Below are 18,362 nucleotides of genomic sequence, written 5' to 3'. Positions count from 1 at the left end.
CGAGGAGGGCGGCAATGAGCGTGGCCTCGCGGTCTTTCGCGCGATACCGGTTGCGATCGTCTGGACTGGCTCGGTCGTTCGCCCGCGTGATGGCGGCTGTCTGTTTGGCCGCGATATCGGGGGCGGCGGCGAGCGAGCCGGCGGCGCCGCGCGTCGAGGCCAATCCTGGTCTCGACGGCGGCGTGGCTGCGCTCGGCCATGCGCCGGCCGCGGCAACGAGCGCTGCGAGCTTCGCGGCCGTCGCACCGCTATCGGTCGGCGACACGGAAAGTCATTCGCCGCCGGGGCCGCTTCACCGAGACCCGGCAGCGAGCCGATGGCAAATGACCGATGCCGAGCGAGCGTGGGCGAGCCGGCATCCCGTGGTCCGCGTCGGCGTTCAGCGGCTCGGCCGCCCCTACGATTTCATCGACGAGGCCGGTCAATGGCAGGGATTCGGCGCAACGCTGCTGAAACGGTTCTCGCTAGCGGCGGGGCTTCGGCTCGAACCCGTGCTGCTCGATGCCGCGCTCGAGCCGGAGCAGGCGCTGCGCGACGGTGTCGTCGATCTCGTATCGTCGTTTCCGCTCGGTCCCGGCACGTCGATGGCCGGGCTGGCGACCACGCGCGCGTACGACAGCTTTCCCTGGTCGTTCGTGCGAGCCGAGCGCAGCGATGCGCAATCGAACCGCATCGCGACGACGCCGTGGCGGATGCGCCGCGTCGTCCCCGACGCGATGCTGACCGATGCCGAACTCGTGCCGAGCACGACCACCGCAGACGCGTTGCGCGCGGTGATGGCCGGTCGCGCCGATGCCGCGCTCATCAATGCCGTTGCCGCCGAAGACCTCGGCGATCGCTACGCCCACGTCCGGCTGTCGATCGACCCGGCTACGGCGGGTATCGAGCGCATCGGCTTCGCCGTCCCTCGGGGCAATCGTCCACTCGCGACGATGCTCGACCGCTATCTCGCGTCCTACAGCCCGCGCGAACTGGCGCGGCTCGCTTCTCGCTCGCGGCCGCTCACGATCGTGCTCGGCTACGAGAAGCGCGCCGTCATTGGTCTCGCGTCGGGCGCCGCCGCTATCGCGTTGGGCGTGATCGCGGCACTCGGATGGGCGTATCGACGGACGCAGGCGGCGCGCGCCGCGGCGGTGGCCGCGCGTACCGAGGCGATCGCCGCGCGCGAGCAAGCGCTTGCCGCCGATCGCGCGAAGTCGGCGTTCGTCGCCATGATCAGCCATGAGATCCGGACGCCGATGAACGGCGTCGTGGGCGTGCTCGATTTGCTCGACACAATGGCGTTGGCCGCCGAGCCCCGGCGCTATTTAGGCATCGCGCAGCACTCGGCGCGGCTCATGCTGCGTGTCGTCGACGATACGCTCGATTACCTGAAGATCGAGCAAGGCGCACTCACGCTCGAATCGGCGCCGTTCGATATTGGCGCGCTAGCCGCGTCCGCGGCCGAACTGCACTCGCCGCTGGCAGCCCGCAAGGGGCTCGCACTCTATTTGGCAGCGATGCCGCACTTCGATCGGCAACTGATCGGCGACGAAGTCCGGGTGAATCAGATCGTGACCAACCTGCTCAGCAATGCGATCCGCTTCACCGAGCGCGGTCACGTCTTGCTCGAGGTGCGGCGCAAGTTGGTGCGCTCGCGTCCGTGGCTCGTCCTGTCCGTCGTCGATACGGGCGCAGGGATCTCGGAAGCGTACCGCGCGCGTCTGTTCGCGCCATTCACGCAACAAGACAGCACGACCACTCGACGCTACGGCGGGACCGGCCTCGGGTTATCGATCGTCAAGCGCCTCGTCGATCTCATGGGCGGCACGATCGACATCGAGAGCCGAGTGGGCGAAGGCACGCGCGTGCGCGTTCGATTGCCGATCCGCTGGGGCGGGGAATCTCGCGTATGGCCGTGCGCCGCGCCGGCACGAGCCGCGCTCGACATGCCGATGCCGGAAATGCACGTCGCCACCCGAGCGTGCTTGGCGAAGATGGGCGTTCGATGCGTGTCGCGCGGCCGTCAAGTCGACATCGAGGTTTCGACGGACACGACGGGGGCCGTGGTTGTGACTGGGCGAGACGGGCCCGTGCGGGCGGTGCGTAGCTTCGACGACCTGGCCGAAGCGGTGGCCGTCGCGGTCGGACGCCCGACAGCATCGAGCGAGGATACGGCACGCCGCATCGATCGTCCGGCCGATGCGGCACCCGCTACCACACGGGAAGCGATCGATGCATGCTCGTTCGGCCTTGCCGGCGCGTCGCCGCTCGTTCGCGCAGGCGTACTCGTCATCGAAGACAACGACGTCAATCGCGACATCATGGTGCGTCAGCTTCAGGCGCTCGGCATCGACGCCAGCGAGGCGGGCGACGGGCTACAAGGCTACGCGTGCTGGCAACGCACGCGGCCGGCGTTGGTGCTGCTCGACTGTCATATGCCCGGGATGGACGGCTACACGCTTGCGCGCAACATTCGTCGCGCCGAAGCCGATGGCGCGCGGCGCACGACGATCGTCGCGATCAGCGCGAACGCCACGCATGACGACATACGCGCGTGCCACGAGGCGGGGATGGACGATTACCTTGCCAAACCGATCACGCGGCACAAATTCGCCGCGTTACTTCAAAAATGGGCAGACACAACCGATGCCGATGCAGAACCGACGCGCGGGTGAAGCGCGCGAAGCGCAACGAGCGTGCGAGCCTAGCGCCTTCGACTTGTCCGAGCTGTCGGCGCTATATGGCGAGGCCGGCTTGCGCACGCTGCTGGCCGTCGCACTCGACGAATTCGATTGCCAGCGTCTTGCGTTCGATGGCGCATTCCAATATGGGCAATGGGGACGAGCGGCGCACGCGCTGCATCGGCTCACGGGGACGGGGGCGTTTTTCGTGCGAGACGAGCGCGTGCTCGAGCCGCTCAGCCGGGCAGAGCGTGCACTGCGGCTGGCCGACGCCCCGCTGATCGCGCTGACCGTACCGGATGCCCTGTCTGTGCTCGCTTCGCTCAGAGCGGCGTTTATCGACGAACTCGCTCAGATGAGAGGAACCGGCCGAGATGACTCTTCGGAGCCGTGAGCGGGCCGACCACGCTGGTCGGTATCGATGACCGCGTAACGTCGTCCGGGAATTGCCGCCAACGTGGATGTCGCGAGCGTTTTTGAAAGATCGTCGGGTTCGACACGAACTTTCGAAACGGAGGACACTCATGGCGATACCGCCCATTCGGACACTCGACACCGCGGCTCGATACGACGCGATCGACGCGGAGCGCGTGTCGAAGACGCGCCCGGACACCGACTACGCCGCCGATGAACCCACCGCCGATCATCCCGCGGCGCCGACACCTTCCCGCGATGTGCCCGCGCCGCACGCCACTGCGGCTCATCTTGCCGCGCGCTCGATGGAGCGCCGCTTGCGCCGCTCGTTAGCCGACGCGCCGGCCGGCTCGGCCGAGGTATCGGCGGCGGCGCCGCCATCGGCCGCCACCGCCACCGGAGCGGTACCGACGCCAGAACCGGCACCGCCGCGCTCGCCGGTAGCGGACGCGGCGGTGCTCGAGCGCCTGAATTTCGCGTTGACGCAGTGGGTCGACGAAGGCAAGGCCCGGCCCTACGCCGACAGCCCGAGCGCATTGCTCCGCGCCGTGGCGACGCACCGCCAGCGCGCCATTCCGATGGCGTTCGAAACGACGCTCGATCCCTCGCTGTTGGCCGACGAGGCCGTGCTCGACGAAGCAGCGCTGTTGTACGACCGGCTTCGCCGCATGTCGTCCGCGGACGGTACGCCATCGGCGTCGCCGCCCGCGGCGAACCTGCCGACCTTGCGCGCCAGTTTCTTGGCTGCTTTGAAGATCGACTATCCGAAGCGCCGTGCGCTCGATGCACTGCTCGCGCCGAGCGCATCGTTCGCACAGACCACGCCCTACTTCGACGGGTTCGCGTTGCGCCATGCCGAGGGGATGTCGTTCGACGATCTCCTGCATATGCAAGCCCTGTGGTCCGGCCCCGTCCTGGCGGACTACCCCCAAGCCGAGCGCCGCGCGCTGCTCGCGCAAAAGTTCGACGAAATGGGCGAGTCGATACGATTCCCGATCGGATCGGAAATGCATTCGATGGCAAGCGCGCTGTTGCGAATCGAGCGCTACCGCGGCGCGCCGCCCACGCGCTACGTCAGCGAATCCGAATTGGCGAAGGCCTTCGCGAAAATCGACAGTGCGTGGAAGGAGGGCGATACCTACCCCTACCACCCGCGGCTTCTGTTCGCCGCCCACTTGGCACGATCGAGCGGCGTGGAGGTGCTCTCGCTCGAGCAACTGACATTGCTTTACGAGAACCAAGTGCATGATCGCGCGTTGGAGATGATGGCCGATGGAGACGCAAAACCGGCCGAGTGGATCGGTCGCTTTCTGTCTGAGTCGACCGCGCCTGGCGCCAACTGGCAGGACGCCGCGCCGGCGCGCAAAGCGCAAGTGCTGCTTGGGCTCTTCGACGCGTTGCGAACGGCTGCCGACCGCGATGAACCGATCTCGCCGTTCGCGCGAGAAATACGGGCAAAGGGCATTCTCTCGCCGAATCGGCTCATCGGAGCCGATTTCGATGCGCGTACCGCCGCCGTGATCGGATATGCCAACGAGCGTCTGATCGTGGCCTATGGCGAGCCGCCCTCGTTCGACAGACGCGACGCGGCGATCGCCATCCTGGGCCGGGCCGGTATCGCCCCTTCCGATATGACCGATCAGCGCCACTATTCGATCGCCGGCGACAACCCGAGCGTGACGAAGGCGGCATTTGGCGACCTCATCGACGAATTCCTCGATCGAGCGGACTGGGTGGGCTTGAACGGGGCGTCGATGCGATTGCCGAACGGACAGAGTCTGCGCCCGCGCGACGCGCTCCAACGGGAAGAACAATCGTTCAACGCTTCTCTGCCGTCGGATCCGTGGGTCGTCGCCTTAGCCAAGGAACGCCTGCGCGCAAGGTCGGCAGCCGCGACGCCCGAGGCGGTGGCAACCGTCGCGGGCGAGATTGCCGGCAATTTGGCGACGGAAACGGAGCAGCATCGCGCGCTGGTCAGGGGCCTCGAAACGTGGGTCAATACGTTGCCGGTTGCGGGGCCCATCTACAACATCGAGGAGGGCGTGCGCCATCGCGACGCCGCCCGAGCGGCATTCGGGCTGTTGTTTCTCGGTGCCGACGTATTCGATCTCTCGACGGGCGGCGGCGGTGCGCACCCAAGCGCGGCGCATCCGATCGTACCGAAGCTGCGACACGCGTTGAGGCGCGTCGATGCCTCGCAAATCAACGTAGCCGGGCATGCCGAGCTGGTCGAGATGGCCGTCGACCCCGTGCACCTCGCTCAGCCGGATGCGAACGTGCCGCCCGAACTTCGCGGCTTGGCGCGACAAGCACGGGAGCACCGCAACGTTCGGTGGCGCGGATACGACGTCGTCCATCTCGATCTGGAGGACCGCATCGTACCGGTCGGTCGCGAGGGCGATCTCTATTTCGAAGTCGATTGGTACACGAGGCACCGGCTGCGCGACACCCCGGCGATCGAACTCGACCTGCAAGCGAACACCGCTCGCTTTCGCGAGGCGCACTCGCAGTCAGATCGAACGCCGATCGCCGTGAGCGACCTGCAAGCACGGGTGACCGTGCAAGGCGTGAAGGCGTTGCTCGAGCGCGCCGACGACACGACGCTGCGCGAATTCCAGACGCTCTTCGCCGATGCTTTTGCGCAACCGAGGCCGGCGGCCAACGCCTCACGCTTCGACGCGCCTGCGTTTTACCGCAAGCTGTACGAGTCGAGCGACACGTTCCGCCGCCTGTTCAACCGGCACGCGCAAGTCGATGCGCGCGCCCGCAACGGAACGACGCATGCTTGGAAAAAGTGGGAGTTCGCGATCGGCGAAGTGGGGCCGCTCGGGGCCCCGAGCAAGGCCTACACCGATTTCGAACACAAGCGCATTTACATGCCGAGCGATGCCGCCATCCAGGCCATGCCTTACATGACAGCCGGCGGGCCGCGCACGATGAGCAGCGAGCAAGCCTATCTGCATGAAATGATCCATGCGCTCACGGGCGGCCGCGATCCCGAGCGCGCCATCGACCTGCGCAATCGCGGGCCGATCGTCTATCTCACCGACAAGATCTTGAACGAAGCGGGGTACGACTTCGCCGAGCAAGTGATGTATCGCCGCAGCAATTCGACTTCGGACATGCCGGTGGACCAAACGATCGAGTACAACGCTGGCGAGGCCGCTCGGACGGCCGGCAAGGAGAATCGCTACCTCGATGCGCTGCTGGACGCCAAGCGAGGCACGGTGACGGCGGACACCCTCGTCGAGGGCGTGCCCGTTTTGAAACGAATGACGGTTGCCGATACGCAAGCCGCACTCGACGAAATCGAGGGCGTACAGGACGAAGCGTTCCTGGCCTGGGGCGAGTTCAAAACGAAGTTCGATCGCAACTTCGGGTTTTATGTGCAGGATAGGACCGTGACCACCGAACTCGCGTCCGACGCGATGGTCGTCGTCGATTTTTACGGCCGCCTGTATCAACGTAGCGTGACCTTCCGAAGGATGTTCGACAAGATGCCGGTTACCGAGGCATCGCAAGCGGATCCATGGAAGTTCGTGCTCGAGGGCGATATCGATTTCCAAGCGCTGTCGCCGGGCGGTCGGGCGCACGGCATAGAGCAAGCGCAAAAGAAAATCTATGTACTCGATGACGGGATGGCTTACCTCGCCGAGACGGGGCTGCGCGAGGTCGAAATCGAACGCAAGCTGGCGTATCAGATGGTTTGTGCGGCGACCGGCATCGGGAAGGTGCCGACGCCGCAGGCCTACGCGAATCGCGGCGCCGCCGTCTACCTGACCGACCGCATTTTGCAGGAAGCCGGTTTCAACTATCCGCGCCAACTCGTTGCGGCCCTCGCAGGCCCGAACGACGTTGCCGCGCAAGCGCAGTTGGCCGCACGACAGACGGCGGCCATGCGTAGCGCATGGGTGGAGGACCGGTACATGAAACTCGGGTAATGCAGCGTGGCGTCGCCGCGCGATCGGTATCGATGTCGCGCGGTGCCGCCGTCGCGCGAACGCGCGGAAGGATCGAGCAAATAGGTTAGGCAGTCTGAGAATTTTCAGGAGGAGGGGCGGCCCGAAAACGCCAACAATCGAGTCGTGGTTCGAAGCACGGCGCATCTCGCGCTTCGAGCATTCAACCGTACCGGCTCGACATGACCTACATCGACGTTCCAACGCTGCTGCAACCGGTCGATCCCGCATCGCCCTGCGGGGCCGACCTCGAATACTCGCCGCGCTATCTTGAAGCGTCTCGCGCGCTCGAAGGCAGTCCCGACGTGCAATACGGCAGCATGCATGTCGCGGCTGTCGAGCCGGACTGGAAGCGTTTGAAGGCGGCAACGCTCGAGTTGTTGGGCGATACCCGCGACTTGCGTTTGGCCGTGTGGCTCACGCGAGCGCTTGTGGCCCTGCACGGCGCGGCAGCCGTCGTCGACGGCCTGGCGCTGATCGAAGGCTTGCTCGCCCAATACTGGGACGCGCTTCATCCGCAACTGGACGCCGACGACGAGAACGATCCGACCGCGCGTATCAACACGTTGCTCTCCCTCGACGACAAAACCGGCTTCGTGCGCGAGCTTCGATCGGCGCCGCTCGTCGTGTCCGAACGTCACGGCCGCGTCTGTCTGGGCGATATCGAATGCGCGGCCAACGAGCGCGAACCGAGCGGCACGGTGCTGGAGGCGGCTGCCATCGACGCCGCGTTCGCCGATACGGCGATCGACGAGGTTGCCGCGCTCGAGAACGCATTGGCGAATGCTTCGGCTTCGCTCGAACGCATCGATGCAACGCTGAACGAACGAGCGGGCCAGGAGCGGTGGGCGTCGTTGCCCGCGCTCGAGCAAGTGCTGCAGCGTGCGCACCGAGCCGTGGCTGCGCAGCGCGCACGGCACCCGGCTTCGATCGAACGCGACGCCGATCCCTCCGATACGGCCGGCACCCCGCTCGCTAACGGCCAGAGCGCCTCCGATCGAATCGCCAATCGAGACGATGTCGTACGCACGCTCGATCGACTATGCGCGTACTTCGCCGCGGCGGAGCCGTCGAGTCCCGTGCCGATTTTGCTGCAGCGAGCACGTGCTCTCGTGGGTATGACATTTATCGACCTCGTTGCGGATCTGACGCCGGCAGGCGTCGGCGAGGCCAACCATTGGGCAGGTTCGCGCGAGTCGTGAGCATGCCGCCATTTACCGATTCAGTGAACCCGGAAGGAGGACGTTGGTATGTCTAGCGAAAGCAGCCAAAAATTCTTGGGCCGCACGCGCGCGCCGCGTGTGCAAATCGAGTACGACGTCGAGGTATACGGCGCCCAAAAGAAGGTGAGCCTTCCGTTCGTGATGGGCGTCATGGCCGAGCTGTCCGGTCAATCGACGCAGCCCCAGGCTCCCGTGAGCGAACGACAGTTTCTGGAGATCGATAGCGAGAACTTCGACGAGCGACTGAAAGCCATGAAGCCGCGCGTCGCCGCGATGGTGCCCAATACGCTGACGGGCGAGGGCCGGCTCGGGATCGATCTGACGTTCGAATCGATGGACGACTTCTCCCCGGCGGCCATCGCACGGCGCGTCGAGCCGCTGAATCGATTGCTCGAGGCGCGTGGCCATCTCGCGAATCTGCTGACCTACATGGACGGCAAAGTGGACGCCGAAGCGCTGGTGGCTCGATTGCTGGCCGACCCCGCGTTGATGCGCACGCTGTGCGCGACGCCGAACGCCGACGCGTCGAGTGCGGATGAAGCGGCAGCGGGCACCGGCGCGTCCGGTGCCGACGCCGACGCCACCGCGCAGCCCGACGCTTAATTCACTGCATTAAGGATAGGTAACCATGTCAGAGCTCAGCCCTGAAGCGCAGCCCGAGGCGCAGACGCAAACGGCGCCGGACAGCGCCGACGCACTCGAGTCGGGCGACTCGAGCGATTTCGGCGCCCTGCTGCAAAAGGCGTTCAAACCCAAGACCGACAAAGCGCAGGAGGCCGTCGAGCATGCGGTTCGTACGCTCGCGGAGCAGGCGCTGCAAGATGCCGCTTGCATCTCGCCCGATGTGCTCGGCACGGTCGAGGCGCTCGTGGCGGCGATCGACCGCAAGCTCACCGAACAGATCAATGAGATCCTGCATTGCGACGCATTCCAGCGGGTCGAAGGCGCGTGGCGCGGCCTGCATTATCTCGTCAGCAATACCGAGACGGATGAGCAGCTCAAGCTGCGCGTGATGAATATCTCGAAGGGCGAATTGTATAAGACCCTCAAGAAATACAAGGGGTCGGCCTGGGACCAGAGCCCGCTGTTCAAGAAGCTCTACGAAGAGGAATACGGCCAGTTCGGGGGACATCCGTTCGGTGCGCTCGTCGCCGATTATTACTTCGACAACAGCGGGCCCGACGTGGATCTGCTCGCGCAGATGGGCAAGATCTGCGCCGCCGCCCATGCGCCGTTCATTGCCGCCGCGTCGCCGGCCGTGATGTTGATGGATTCGTGGCAGGAACTCGGCAACCCGCGCGATATCGCCAAGCTGTTCCAAACGCCCGAACATGCGGCATGGCGCGCATTGCGCGAATCGGAAGACTCGCGCTATATCGGCCTCGCGTTGCCGCGCTTCCTCGCGCGGGCACCTTACGGGGCGGCCACCAACCCCGTCGACGAGTTTGCATTCGAAGAAGATACGGCCGAAGGCGACAGCAGCCGCTATACCTGGGCCAACGCCGCCTATGCGATGGCGGCGAATATCAACCGCTCGTTCAAGCGTTACGGCTGGTGCTCGCGCATTCGCGGCGTCGAATCGGGCGGGGCCGTGGAAGGCTTGCCGGTTCATGTCTTTCCGACGGACGACGGCGGGCTCGACGCGAAATGTCCGACGGAGATCGGCATCAGCGACCGCCGCGAGGCCGAGCTTTCGAAAGCGGGTTTCTTGCCGCTCGTTCATATGAAGCATTCGGGCATGGCCGCGTTCATCGGTGCGCAATCGTTGCACAAGAGCGCCGAATACGACGACCCCGAAGCGACGGCGAATGCGACGTTGGCCGCTCGCTTGCCGTATCTGTTCGCGTGCAGCCGCTTCGCGCACTACTTGAAGTGCATCGCACGCGACAAAATCGGCTCGTTCAAGAGCAAGGAGGAGATGCAGCGGTGGCTCTACCAGTGGGTCATGAATTATGTGGACGGCATGCCGAGTCATTCGTCGGAGACCACTAAAGCGTCCAAGCCCCTCGCCGACGCGGCGGTGGTCGTCGAGGAAGTGGAGGGCAATCCCGGCTATTACACCTCGCGCTTCTATTTGAAGCCGCACTACCAGCTCGAAGGTTTGACCGTATCGCTGCGGCTGGTGAGCAAGCTGCCGTCCGTCGGCGGCGAGTAACGCACCCGGTTGGGTTTCGTATCCGTCGCCTTGCCGGTGTTCGGAAAAGGCGGCGGGCTTTTTTAAACATGGATAGGAGTCCTAATGAGCTACGACAATATCGTCAAGACGATGAAAATGGCCAATATCGACGGTGAATCGCAAGTGTCCGGCGCAACCAACGAAATGGACGTGCTCAGCTTCTCGTTCGATGCGGCGATTCCGATGGAAGGGCGCGGCCCTGGTCTGTCGGGTAGCGGCGCGGCCTATGTCTCGCCCGTGAGCGTATCGAAGGTCGTTTGCGGCGCGACGCCGAAAATCGAAGCGCAGTTCTACAGCGGCAAGCCGATCGCGACGGTTACGTTGAAAGACTACAAGGCCGACGGCGAGAACGTGCCGAAGCCGTTCGTCGTCGTGACGTTGACGAATGCACGCATTCACACGTACCACGCCGAAGGCACGAGCGAGCATATGGAACTCACGTTCGAAAAGATCGAACGCGAGTACTTCTCGCAAAACACCGCAACGGGTGCGCTCGTATCCAAGGGTAAGACCGCCTTCGACGTCATGACGAAGAAGGTTTCATAAGCCTGCGGTGAGGGGAGGCGCCGGGTTTGCCCCCGGCGCCAGGCTTCTTTTATTCGCAATTGCAACGCTTCCATTTCCTATGGCAGAACTCACGAGCCGAGACCGCCTGCAGCCCGCGCTGCTCGATCGCTTGTCGGACGATGCGCCGCATGAGCGCGTCGAGCCGCGCGAGCGCCGTGCCATGTCGACAGCCGAGTTGCGCGCAAGCGTCTTGCGGGATCTGTCGAATCTGCTGAATGCGCATGCCTTGTACGGCTGCGGCTCGCTCGCGGCGCATCCGCTTGCGGCGGCTTCGGTCTTGAACTACGGAATGCGCGACTTGACGGGCACGGCCCGATCGGGCCTCGATGTGGCGGCACTCGCACGCGAAATCGAACGCGCGATCAGGCGCTTCGAGCCGCGCGTCATCGCGGACACGCTGCGGGTCAAGCCGCTCGATGCGGACGAAGCGACGGGCCGATCCGCGGTGGCGTTTCTCGTCGATGGCGATCTGTGGGCGCAGCCGTATCCCGAACGGCTGTACTTCAAGACGGAACTCGATCTCGAGTCCGGGCAAGCGCGGATCATCGAAGGGGCGGATTCGCCGTCGCCGGAGCACGTCCGATGAACGAGACGCTGCTGGCCTATTACGAAGAGGAACTGCGGCATCTTCGCGAGGTGGGCGGGGAATTCGCGCAGGCCTTCCCGAAGGTCGCTTCGCGTTTGGGGTTGGACGCGTTCGAGTGCGCGGATCCCTACGTCGAGCGGCTACTCGAGGGATTCAGCTTCCTAGCGGCACGCGTGCGCATGCGGATCGACGCGCAATTTCCGCGCTTTACGCACCATTTGGCGGAAATGATCTATCCGGGGCTGCTCGGCCCGACACCATCGATGGCGATCGTGCGGATAGAACCGGACCGAACGCATCCTGCGCTCGCGCGCGGTGTTGACGTTGCACGCGGCACGGCGCTGTCGAGCCGACTCGATCGCGACGGCACGACCCGCTGCGAATATCGGACGGCGCATGCCGTCACGTTGCTGCCGCTCTCCATGACGCACGCCGGCTATCGCGCATTCGATTGCCTGCCGTCGGGTTGGGCACCGCCGCTCGAGCGCGCGCCCAAGGCCGTTTTGACGCTGCGATTCGACTGGGGCGAGGCCGAACCGGAGACGATGCGCTCGCTCGAGCGCTTGCCGCTTTACCTGCGCGGCAGCGAAGGATTAGCCGAACTGCTTCACATGCGATTGACGGGGCACTGTTTGGCGGCATGTCTGCGGGTGAGTGCGGGGCGGGAAACGCGCTATGCGTCGCTCCCGGCGCGCTGCGTGAAAGCGCAAGGCTTCGACGACGACGAGTCCTTGCTCCCCGCCTCGAGCGCGACCTATCGCGGCATTCGCCTGCTGCGCGAGTATTTCGCCTTTCCAGATCGATATGCGTTCGTCGAAGTCACTGGGCTGCGCGAGGCCGCGGCGAGTATCGACGTGCCGAAGACGAGTTTCGAACTCGTGCTGCTGCTCGATGCCTACGACGCCGCCTTGGCCGCGGGCGTCGATACATCGCGCTTTTCGCTCCATTGCACGCCCGTCGTGAACTTATTCGATCGCCGTGCCGACCGCGTCGTACTCGATGACCGGCGCTTCGAACATCACGTGGTGGTCGATCGCACCCGGCCGCTCGACTACGAAGTGTTTGCGATCGACGCGATCGACGGTTATACGTCGGCCGACGCGACGCCGATGCGCTTCGCGCCGTTTTATCGCGCCCGGGATCCGGGCGACGGCAACGCGCGGCAGGGCTACTTTCAGATGCGCCGCGCACCGCGTCTGCTCTCGGCGCGCGAGCGCAGCCGCGGCCCACGGTCTCGCTACGCGGGAACGGAGGTGTTCGTGGCGCTCGTGGCACCGGACGAGACGCCGTACCCGGGTGATTTGCGTCAGCTTGGCGTCGACGTGCTGTGCACGAATCGCGATCTGCCGTTGTCGATGCCGGTGGGCGCTAGTGCGACCGACTTCACCGGCGGGGCGCAATTGCAGGCGGTCGAGCATATTCGCGTGCTGGCCGGCCCCACGGCGCCGACGCCCGCGCAGACGGAGCAAGCGAACGTGTGGCGGTTGCTCGATATGTTGTCGACGAGCCGCCTGCCGTTTCTCGAGCTGGGAATCGGCGGCGCCGCGCACGCGGCGAATTCGGGCGGGCACGATGCGCAGGCGTTGCGCCGGTGGCTCTCGGCGCTGTGCCCGGCCGACGACTTGGCGGGCCAGCATCAAATCGCGCTGTTGCGCGAGGCCAGTGCGAGGGCGATTACGCGCCGCCTACCGTTGCCTGGGCCCGTCAGTTACGGCCGCGGGGTGCGGATCTCGCTCACGTTCGACGACGCGGCGCTGGGGGGAGCGCGGGCTTCGCTGTTCGGCGCGGTGCTGGCCTCGGCGCTGGCCGAGTACATGCCGATCAATCAATTTGCCGAAACGATCGTGCGTACGCCTGGGCGCGGCGTCGTGACACGGTATCCGGCGAAGGCGGGGCGATGCGAGATCCTGTGAAACTCGACGCGCAACTGCGTTCGCACGCGAAGCGGTTCCAAGCGTTCCAGGCCTTGCGCCTCATCGAAGCGGCACACCCGCGCGAGGCGCGCCTCGGTACGGCCGCGCGCGCGGGACAGGAGCCGGTGCGCCTTGGCCATGACGCCGACCTGCGGTTTGCCGCCGCGCAGGTGATGTCGTACGAGTGGGCGGCCTTTGGCGAGCGTGCGCGGCTCGCGCTCGATTTCGGACTGTTGGGGCCGGATGGCGCGATGCCGGTGCATTTGACCGAGTACGTGCGCGCCCGCGCGCGACACCGGGGCGACCGCACGATCGAGCGCTTCCTCGACATCTTTCATCATCGGATGACGAGTTTGCTCTACCGCGCATGGGCGGACAGTCAACCGGTGATCGGCCTCGACCGCCCGGGACAGGACCGTTATGCCGCGTATGTCGGCAGCCTCTGCGGGCTAGCGCTGGAACGCGCGCAGCCGCACGAGCCGATCGGCGATCACGCCAGACTCGGTGCGGCGGCGCTGCTGGGCGACCGGCGCCGGCACGCGAGCGGGCTCGCCGCTCTGCTGTCGAGCGAATTGACCTTGCCGGTGCGGATCGAGCCGTTCGTCGGGCAGTGGCTGCGCTTGCCCGAGACGAGCGGTCTTCGGTTCGGCAAACGCAATCGAACCATGCTGGGCGAGGGGTACGTGCTGGGCCGTCGAATGTGGGACCGGCAGCACAAATTTCGCATTGTCGTGGGGCCGGTGGACGCGGCGCAATGCGAGCGATTGCAGCCCGGGACGAGCGCCTTCGCGCGCATCGCGGCATGGGTGCGTTTGTATGTCGGGCCCACGCTCGACTACGAACTCGTATTGAGACTCGCGCCCGGCGCGGCGCCGGCCATGCGGCTCGGCGCCAAAACGCGGCTCGCGCGAAACACGTGGGTGGGATCGGCAAAAAGCGCCGCTGAAGTACCGGTACTGCGCTTTAGCGGCGCGAGCGCAATCGTTAGCACAACTGAATAAGGACGAAGAGTCATGGCAGAACTGAGTCGAGCCGCATTGTTCGGCAGATTGGGAGCGCTCGCCTATCGGGCGGTCGAAAGCGGTACGACGCTCGCTAAAGTGCGGGGGCATGCGCGCGTCGAGCTGACGCACTGGCTGCTCCAGATTCTGCAATACGACGATTCGGATCTGCGCCGGGTGGCGGCGCACGTCAAGCTGGATATCGCTGCGATCGCGCGCGAGTTGGCATCGTCGCTCGAACGATTGCCGGTGCGTCGAGGACAGGCGCTCGATTTGTCGACGGACGTGCTCGACGCGGCCGAGCGCGCTTGGATGTACGCATCGCTTCAGTACGGCGCCGCGCAAGTGCGCACGGGGCAGCTTCTGATCGGCATCGTCGCGAGCCCGTCGTTGCGGCGCGCATTGACAGCCTGTAGCGCGACGCTGGCGCGCCTCGACGAGCGTGCCTGCGTCCGCGCGTTCGATGCGATCGCGGCGGATTCCCCCGAGAGGGAGACAGGCGAGGCGCTCATCGCTCAGGAGCAGGCCTCGGGCGAGGTGCAAGGCGGCGAACCGGGCGCATTGGCGTCGGACGCGCTGGCGCGCTATACCGTCGACCTCACGGGGCGCGCACGAGAGGGCAAGCTCGATGCGGTGGTGGGCCGGCACGAGGAAATTCGGCGAGTCATCGACATCTTGTTGCGTCGCAGACAGAACAACCCGTTGTTGACGGGCGATGCCGGCGTCGGGAAGACGGCCATCGTCGAAGGGTTGGCGCAACGTATCGTCGCGGGCGAGGTGCCGGCAGCGCTGCGAGACGTGTCGCTGCGCGCGCTCGATGTCGGGTTGCTGCAAGCCGGCGCCAGTGCGAAAGGCGAATTCGAAGCACGGCTGCGACAAGTCGTCGAGCAGGTGCAAGCGGCGCAGCCGCCGGTGATCCTATTCATCGACGAAGCGCACACGCTCGTGGGGGCGGGCGGTGCGGCGGGAACGGGCGACGCGGCGAATCTGCTCAAGCCCGCTTTAGCGCGCGGCTCGCTGCGCACGATCGCCGCGACGACGTGGACCGAGTACAAGCGGCACATCGAAAAAGATCCGGCGCTGGTGCGGCGCTTCCAGCCTGTTGCGATCGGCGAACCCGACGAAGCGCGCGCATTGGCCATGTTGCGCGCGGTGGTGCCGGCGATGGAAGCGCATCACGGCGTGCAGGTGGGCGAAGAGGCGTTGCAAGCCGCCGTCGCGCTCAGTCATCGCTACATCTCCGATCGTCTGTTGCCGGACAAGGCGGTGAGCCTGCTCGATACTGTGTGCGCCCGTGTGAGCGCGAGCCGCGATGCGGTGCCGCCGCCGCTCGATCGCGCGCGCGAGCGCATCGCGACGCTGGCGGCCGAATACGACATCGCGGCACGCGAACACGCGTTGGGGCGGTGTTCGCCCGCGCACCTGCATGAACTCGAGCGGACCTTGGCGGAAGAGCGCGAGGCGGCGAGTGTGCTGGCGCAGCGCTGGCGCGAGCAGGCTCGCAGCGTCGAGGAAGTGCTCTCGCTGCGCGCGGCGCTCTGCCGCGAGTCGACGGACGATGCGGCCTCTAGCCCGGCCGAGGAAAAGACGGAACCTGCCGGCGACGCGCGCGATACGGGCGATGCGGGACCGGACCGGTTGGCCCGCCTCGAGCGCGAGCTGCAGGAGCAACAAGGCGAAACGCCGCTCGTCGTCGCAAACGTCGACCGGCAAGCGGTCGCTTCCGTGGTGCAGGACTGGACCGGTATCCCCGTGCGGCGCATGTTGCGCGACGAACTCGATACGGTTCTCGGTCTGGCCGAGCGCCTCGACGCGCGCATCGTCGGCCAAGGCCATGCCACGCGACGCATCGCGCGGCGCATTCGCGTCGCCCGTGCCGGGCTGCAACGGCCCGGGCGGCCGCTCGGCGTCTTTTTGCTTGCGGGCCCCTCGGGCGTGGGCAAGACCGAAACGGCACAGGTACTGGCCGAAGCGCTGTACGGCGGCGAGCGCAATCTCATTACCTTCAACATGAGCGAGTACCAGGAGTCGCACACGGTATCGACGCTCAAGGGCGCGCCGCCCGGTTACGTCGGCTATGGCGAGGGCGGCGCATTGACCGAGGCCGTTCGCCGCAAGCCGTATTGCGTCGTGCTGCTCGACGAGATCGAAAAAGCGCACCGCGACGTGCACGCGCTCTTTTATCAAGTGTTCGACAAGGGCTGGATGGAGGATGGCCAAGGGCGCATCGTCGATTTCCGCAACACGCTGATCTTGCTCACGACCAATCTCGGCGACGACGCCATCTTGCGCGCGTGGGACGGTTGCGGGGGCGAGAGCGGCGCCGCGCTCGACGCCGTGCGCGCGCCGCTGCGCCATGCGCTCTCCACGGTATTTCCGGCGGCGCTGCTCGCCCGGATGACGACGATTCCCTATTTGCCGTTATCGGACGAATCGATGGGCTCGATTGTGCGCGCCCAGCTCGCGCAGGTGCGCGAGCAAGTGCACGCGCAACACGCGGCGATGCTGGCCTACGACGATGCGGTCGTGGCCGCGATCGTCGATCGATGCGGCGAACGCGAAAGCGGCGCTCGCCTCGTGGATGCCGTGATCGCCGAGGCGGTCTTGCCCGAACTCGGCCAGGCCCTGCTCGGCGTGCCCACGGACGAGGCGAGCCCGCTATCTATCGAACTGAGTGTGGCCGACGGCGTATTCGGCTGCCGCGTGCAACGCTAACCCGACCCGAAGAAGGAGCCTCGTATGCCTGAACCTGTCGTCGCCGGAGCGGAGTTGACGTGCTCGTTCGGCGCTGCGCCCACCGCACTCGTGGTGCTGCCGGAAGCGCGCGTGTTCATCGAGGAACGGCCCGCGGCCACCATCATGGATCACGAGCCGCTCGTGAACATTCCCACGTTCGGCATGTGTACCTCGCCGGCGAACCCTGCCGTCGAGGCGGCGACGGCTGCCGCCATGGGCGTTTTGACGCCGGCGCCTTGCCTTCCGCAGACGGAGGCGCCGTGGGTGCCCGGCGCGCCGACGGTGCTGATCGGTGGATTACCGGCATTGAACAACGGCAGCGTCTGCATGTGCATGTTCGGCGGCAGCATCAGCATCGGGTTCGCGGGCGCGGTGAGAACGCAGGTGCCGTAAACGAACGCAGAGAGCGAGACCAAGACCCACGCCGAGAGCGAGGAACGACATGACCACTTTGCAGCAAGCCAATCGCGCAGCGCGTGTGTCGAGCGCGCTGGCCGACGACACCGTAGTGCTGTCTTCGATGGACGGCACCGAGGCGATGTCGCGCCTGTTCGAGATGCACGCGGTCCTGCTGAGCGAACGCGGCGATCTGGCCGCGAAAACCTTGCTCGGAACGCGCTTGTCGATTGCGCTCGATACGGACAAGAGCGTGCGCCAATTCAACGGTATCGTCGCGCGTTTCTCGACGGCGGGGCACCCGATTGCGGACGAATCGCGCGGCGCGGTGTTCCGCTATGAAGCGGTCGTGCGCCCGAGCCTGTGGCTGCTCACGCGCGCGACGCATTGCCGCTTCTTTCACGGGCGCACGGTACCGGAAATCGTCGCGGCCGTGCTGGCCGACTACGACGTCGACTACCGAAACGCTTGCACCGCGCACTACCCGGCGCTCGAGCATTGCGCGCAATACGACGAGAGCGATTTCGACTTCGTGAGCCGATTGCTCGAGCGCGAAGGCATCTACTACTACTTCGAGCATGAAAACGGCAAGGATCGGCTCGTGCTGGCCGATGCCCCGACGACGCCGACGCATGCCGGTACGATCGCGTTCGCCGATGCGCTGCTCGATGGCGGGGTGCTCGCCGAATCGGTCTTCGAATGGCGCTTCGAGGAGGAACTGACGGCCG

The 18,362-nt window shown here is 65.8% G+C and carries 13 protein-coding genes; all 13 read left to right on the top strand.

Annotated features, from left to right (window positions below; translation table 11 throughout):
- Nucleotides 1-14: 14 nt before the first annotated feature.
- Nucleotides 15-2,657 (top strand): ATP-binding protein, encoded by a 2,643-nt coding sequence (locus ACTHN9_RS25435; protein ID WP_440539584.1) that lies wholly within the window; start codon nt 15-17, stop codon nt 2,655-2,657.
- A complete protein-coding gene (locus ACTHN9_RS25430) occupies nt 2,635-3,057 on the top strand; it encodes a hypothetical protein (protein WP_440539583.1) in 423 nt (140 codons plus the stop codon). The genes ACTHN9_RS25435 and ACTHN9_RS25430 overlap by 23 nt, the downstream gene beginning before the upstream one ends.
- 130 nt (nt 3,058-3,187) lie before the next feature.
- Entirely contained in the window at nt 3,188-7,018 is a 3,831-nt protein-coding gene (locus tag ACTHN9_RS25425; protein ID WP_440539582.1) for a hypothetical protein, read from the top strand.
- A 200-nt stretch (nt 7,019-7,218) separates the two neighbouring features.
- Nucleotides 7,219-8,238 (top strand): type VI secretion system protein TssA, encoded by a 1,020-nt coding sequence (gene tssA, locus ACTHN9_RS25420; RefSeq protein ID WP_440539581.1) that lies wholly within the window; start codon nt 7,219-7,221, stop codon nt 8,236-8,238.
- Between the two features lie 48 nt (nt 8,239-8,286).
- A complete protein-coding gene (tssB, locus tag ACTHN9_RS25415) occupies nt 8,287-8,862 on the top strand; it encodes a type VI secretion system contractile sheath small subunit (RefSeq protein WP_440539580.1) in 576 nt (191 codons plus the stop codon).
- Between the two features lie 25 nt (nt 8,863-8,887).
- Nucleotides 8,888-10,414: a type VI secretion system contractile sheath large subunit gene (gene tssC / locus ACTHN9_RS25410; RefSeq protein ID WP_440539579.1), complete on the top strand. Its 1,527-nt coding sequence runs from the start codon at nt 8,888-8,890 to the stop codon at nt 10,412-10,414.
- An 84-nt stretch (nt 10,415-10,498) separates the two neighbouring features.
- On the top strand, nt 10,499-10,981 hold the full coding sequence (locus ACTHN9_RS25405) for a type VI secretion system tube protein Hcp (protein ID WP_440539578.1): 483 nt from the start codon (nt 10,499-10,501) through the stop codon (nt 10,979-10,981).
- 79 nt (nt 10,982-11,060) lie between these two features.
- On the top strand, nt 11,061-11,588 hold the full coding sequence (tssE, locus tag ACTHN9_RS25400) for a type VI secretion system baseplate subunit TssE (RefSeq protein ID WP_440539577.1): 528 nt from the start codon (nt 11,061-11,063) through the stop codon (nt 11,586-11,588).
- Nucleotides 11,585-13,501 carry a type VI secretion system baseplate subunit TssF gene (gene tssF, locus ACTHN9_RS25395; protein WP_440539576.1) on the top strand — a complete coding sequence of 639 codons (1,917 nt, stop codon included), beginning with the start codon at nt 11,585-11,587 and terminating at the stop codon, nt 13,499-13,501. Before tssE ends, tssF begins: the two co-directional genes overlap by 4 nt.
- Entirely contained in the window at nt 13,486-14,502 is a 1,017-nt protein-coding gene (gene tssG / locus ACTHN9_RS25390) for a type VI secretion system baseplate subunit TssG (protein WP_440539575.1), read from the top strand. The genes tssF and tssG overlap by 16 nt, the downstream gene beginning before the upstream one ends.
- A gap of 12 nt (nt 14,503-14,514) precedes the next feature.
- Nucleotides 14,515-17,217, top strand: coding sequence for a type VI secretion system ATPase TssH (gene tssH, locus ACTHN9_RS25385; RefSeq protein WP_440539574.1), 2,703 nt, complete (start codon nt 14,515-14,517; stop codon nt 17,215-17,217).
- Nucleotides 17,218-17,241: 24 nt separating this feature from the next.
- Nucleotides 17,242-17,631, top strand: coding sequence for a DUF4280 domain-containing protein (locus ACTHN9_RS25380; protein ID WP_440539573.1), 390 nt, complete (start codon nt 17,242-17,244; stop codon nt 17,629-17,631).
- A gap of 49 nt (nt 17,632-17,680) precedes the next feature.
- Nucleotides 17,681-18,362: type VI secretion system Vgr family protein (locus tag ACTHN9_RS25375; protein WP_440539572.1), on the top strand; the 682-nt coding region annotated here is incomplete at its 3' end.

The sequence above is a fragment of the Trinickia sp. genome (genome assembly GCF_051953405.1).
Taxonomy (GTDB): Bacteria; Pseudomonadota; Gammaproteobacteria; order Burkholderiales; family Burkholderiaceae; genus Trinickia.
Note: the sequence above shows the minus strand (reverse complement) of the source record. Positions and strands in the feature narration are given on the sequence as shown.

Bases quoted from the DNA above. Each gene is read 5' to 3' on its own strand.
- ACTHN9_RS25435 (WP_440539584.1), top strand. From the start codon at position 15: ATGAGCGTGGCCTCGCGGTCTTTCGCGCGATACCGGTTGCGATCGTCT.
- ACTHN9_RS25430 (WP_440539583.1), top strand. From the start codon at position 2,635: ATGCAGAACCGACGCGCGGGTGAAGCGCGCGAAGCGCAACGAGCGTGC.
- ACTHN9_RS25425 (WP_440539582.1), top strand. From the start codon at position 3,188: ATGGCGATACCGCCCATTCGGACACTCGACACCGCGGCTCGATACGAC.
- tssA (WP_440539581.1), top strand. From the start codon at position 7,219: ATGACCTACATCGACGTTCCAACGCTGCTGCAACCGGTCGATCCCGCA.
- tssB (WP_440539580.1), top strand. From the start codon at position 8,287: ATGTCTAGCGAAAGCAGCCAAAAATTCTTGGGCCGCACGCGCGCGCCG.
- tssC (WP_440539579.1), top strand. From the start codon at position 8,888: ATGTCAGAGCTCAGCCCTGAAGCGCAGCCCGAGGCGCAGACGCAAACG.
- ACTHN9_RS25405 (WP_440539578.1), top strand. From the start codon at position 10,499: ATGAGCTACGACAATATCGTCAAGACGATGAAAATGGCCAATATCGAC.
- tssE (WP_440539577.1), top strand. From the start codon at position 11,061: ATGGCAGAACTCACGAGCCGAGACCGCCTGCAGCCCGCGCTGCTCGAT.
- tssF (WP_440539576.1), top strand. From the start codon at position 11,585: ATGAACGAGACGCTGCTGGCCTATTACGAAGAGGAACTGCGGCATCTT.
- tssG (WP_440539575.1), top strand. From the start codon at position 13,486: ATGCGAGATCCTGTGAAACTCGACGCGCAACTGCGTTCGCACGCGAAG.
- tssH (WP_440539574.1), top strand. From the start codon at position 14,515: ATGGCAGAACTGAGTCGAGCCGCATTGTTCGGCAGATTGGGAGCGCTC.
- ACTHN9_RS25380 (WP_440539573.1), top strand. From the start codon at position 17,242: ATGCCTGAACCTGTCGTCGCCGGAGCGGAGTTGACGTGCTCGTTCGGC.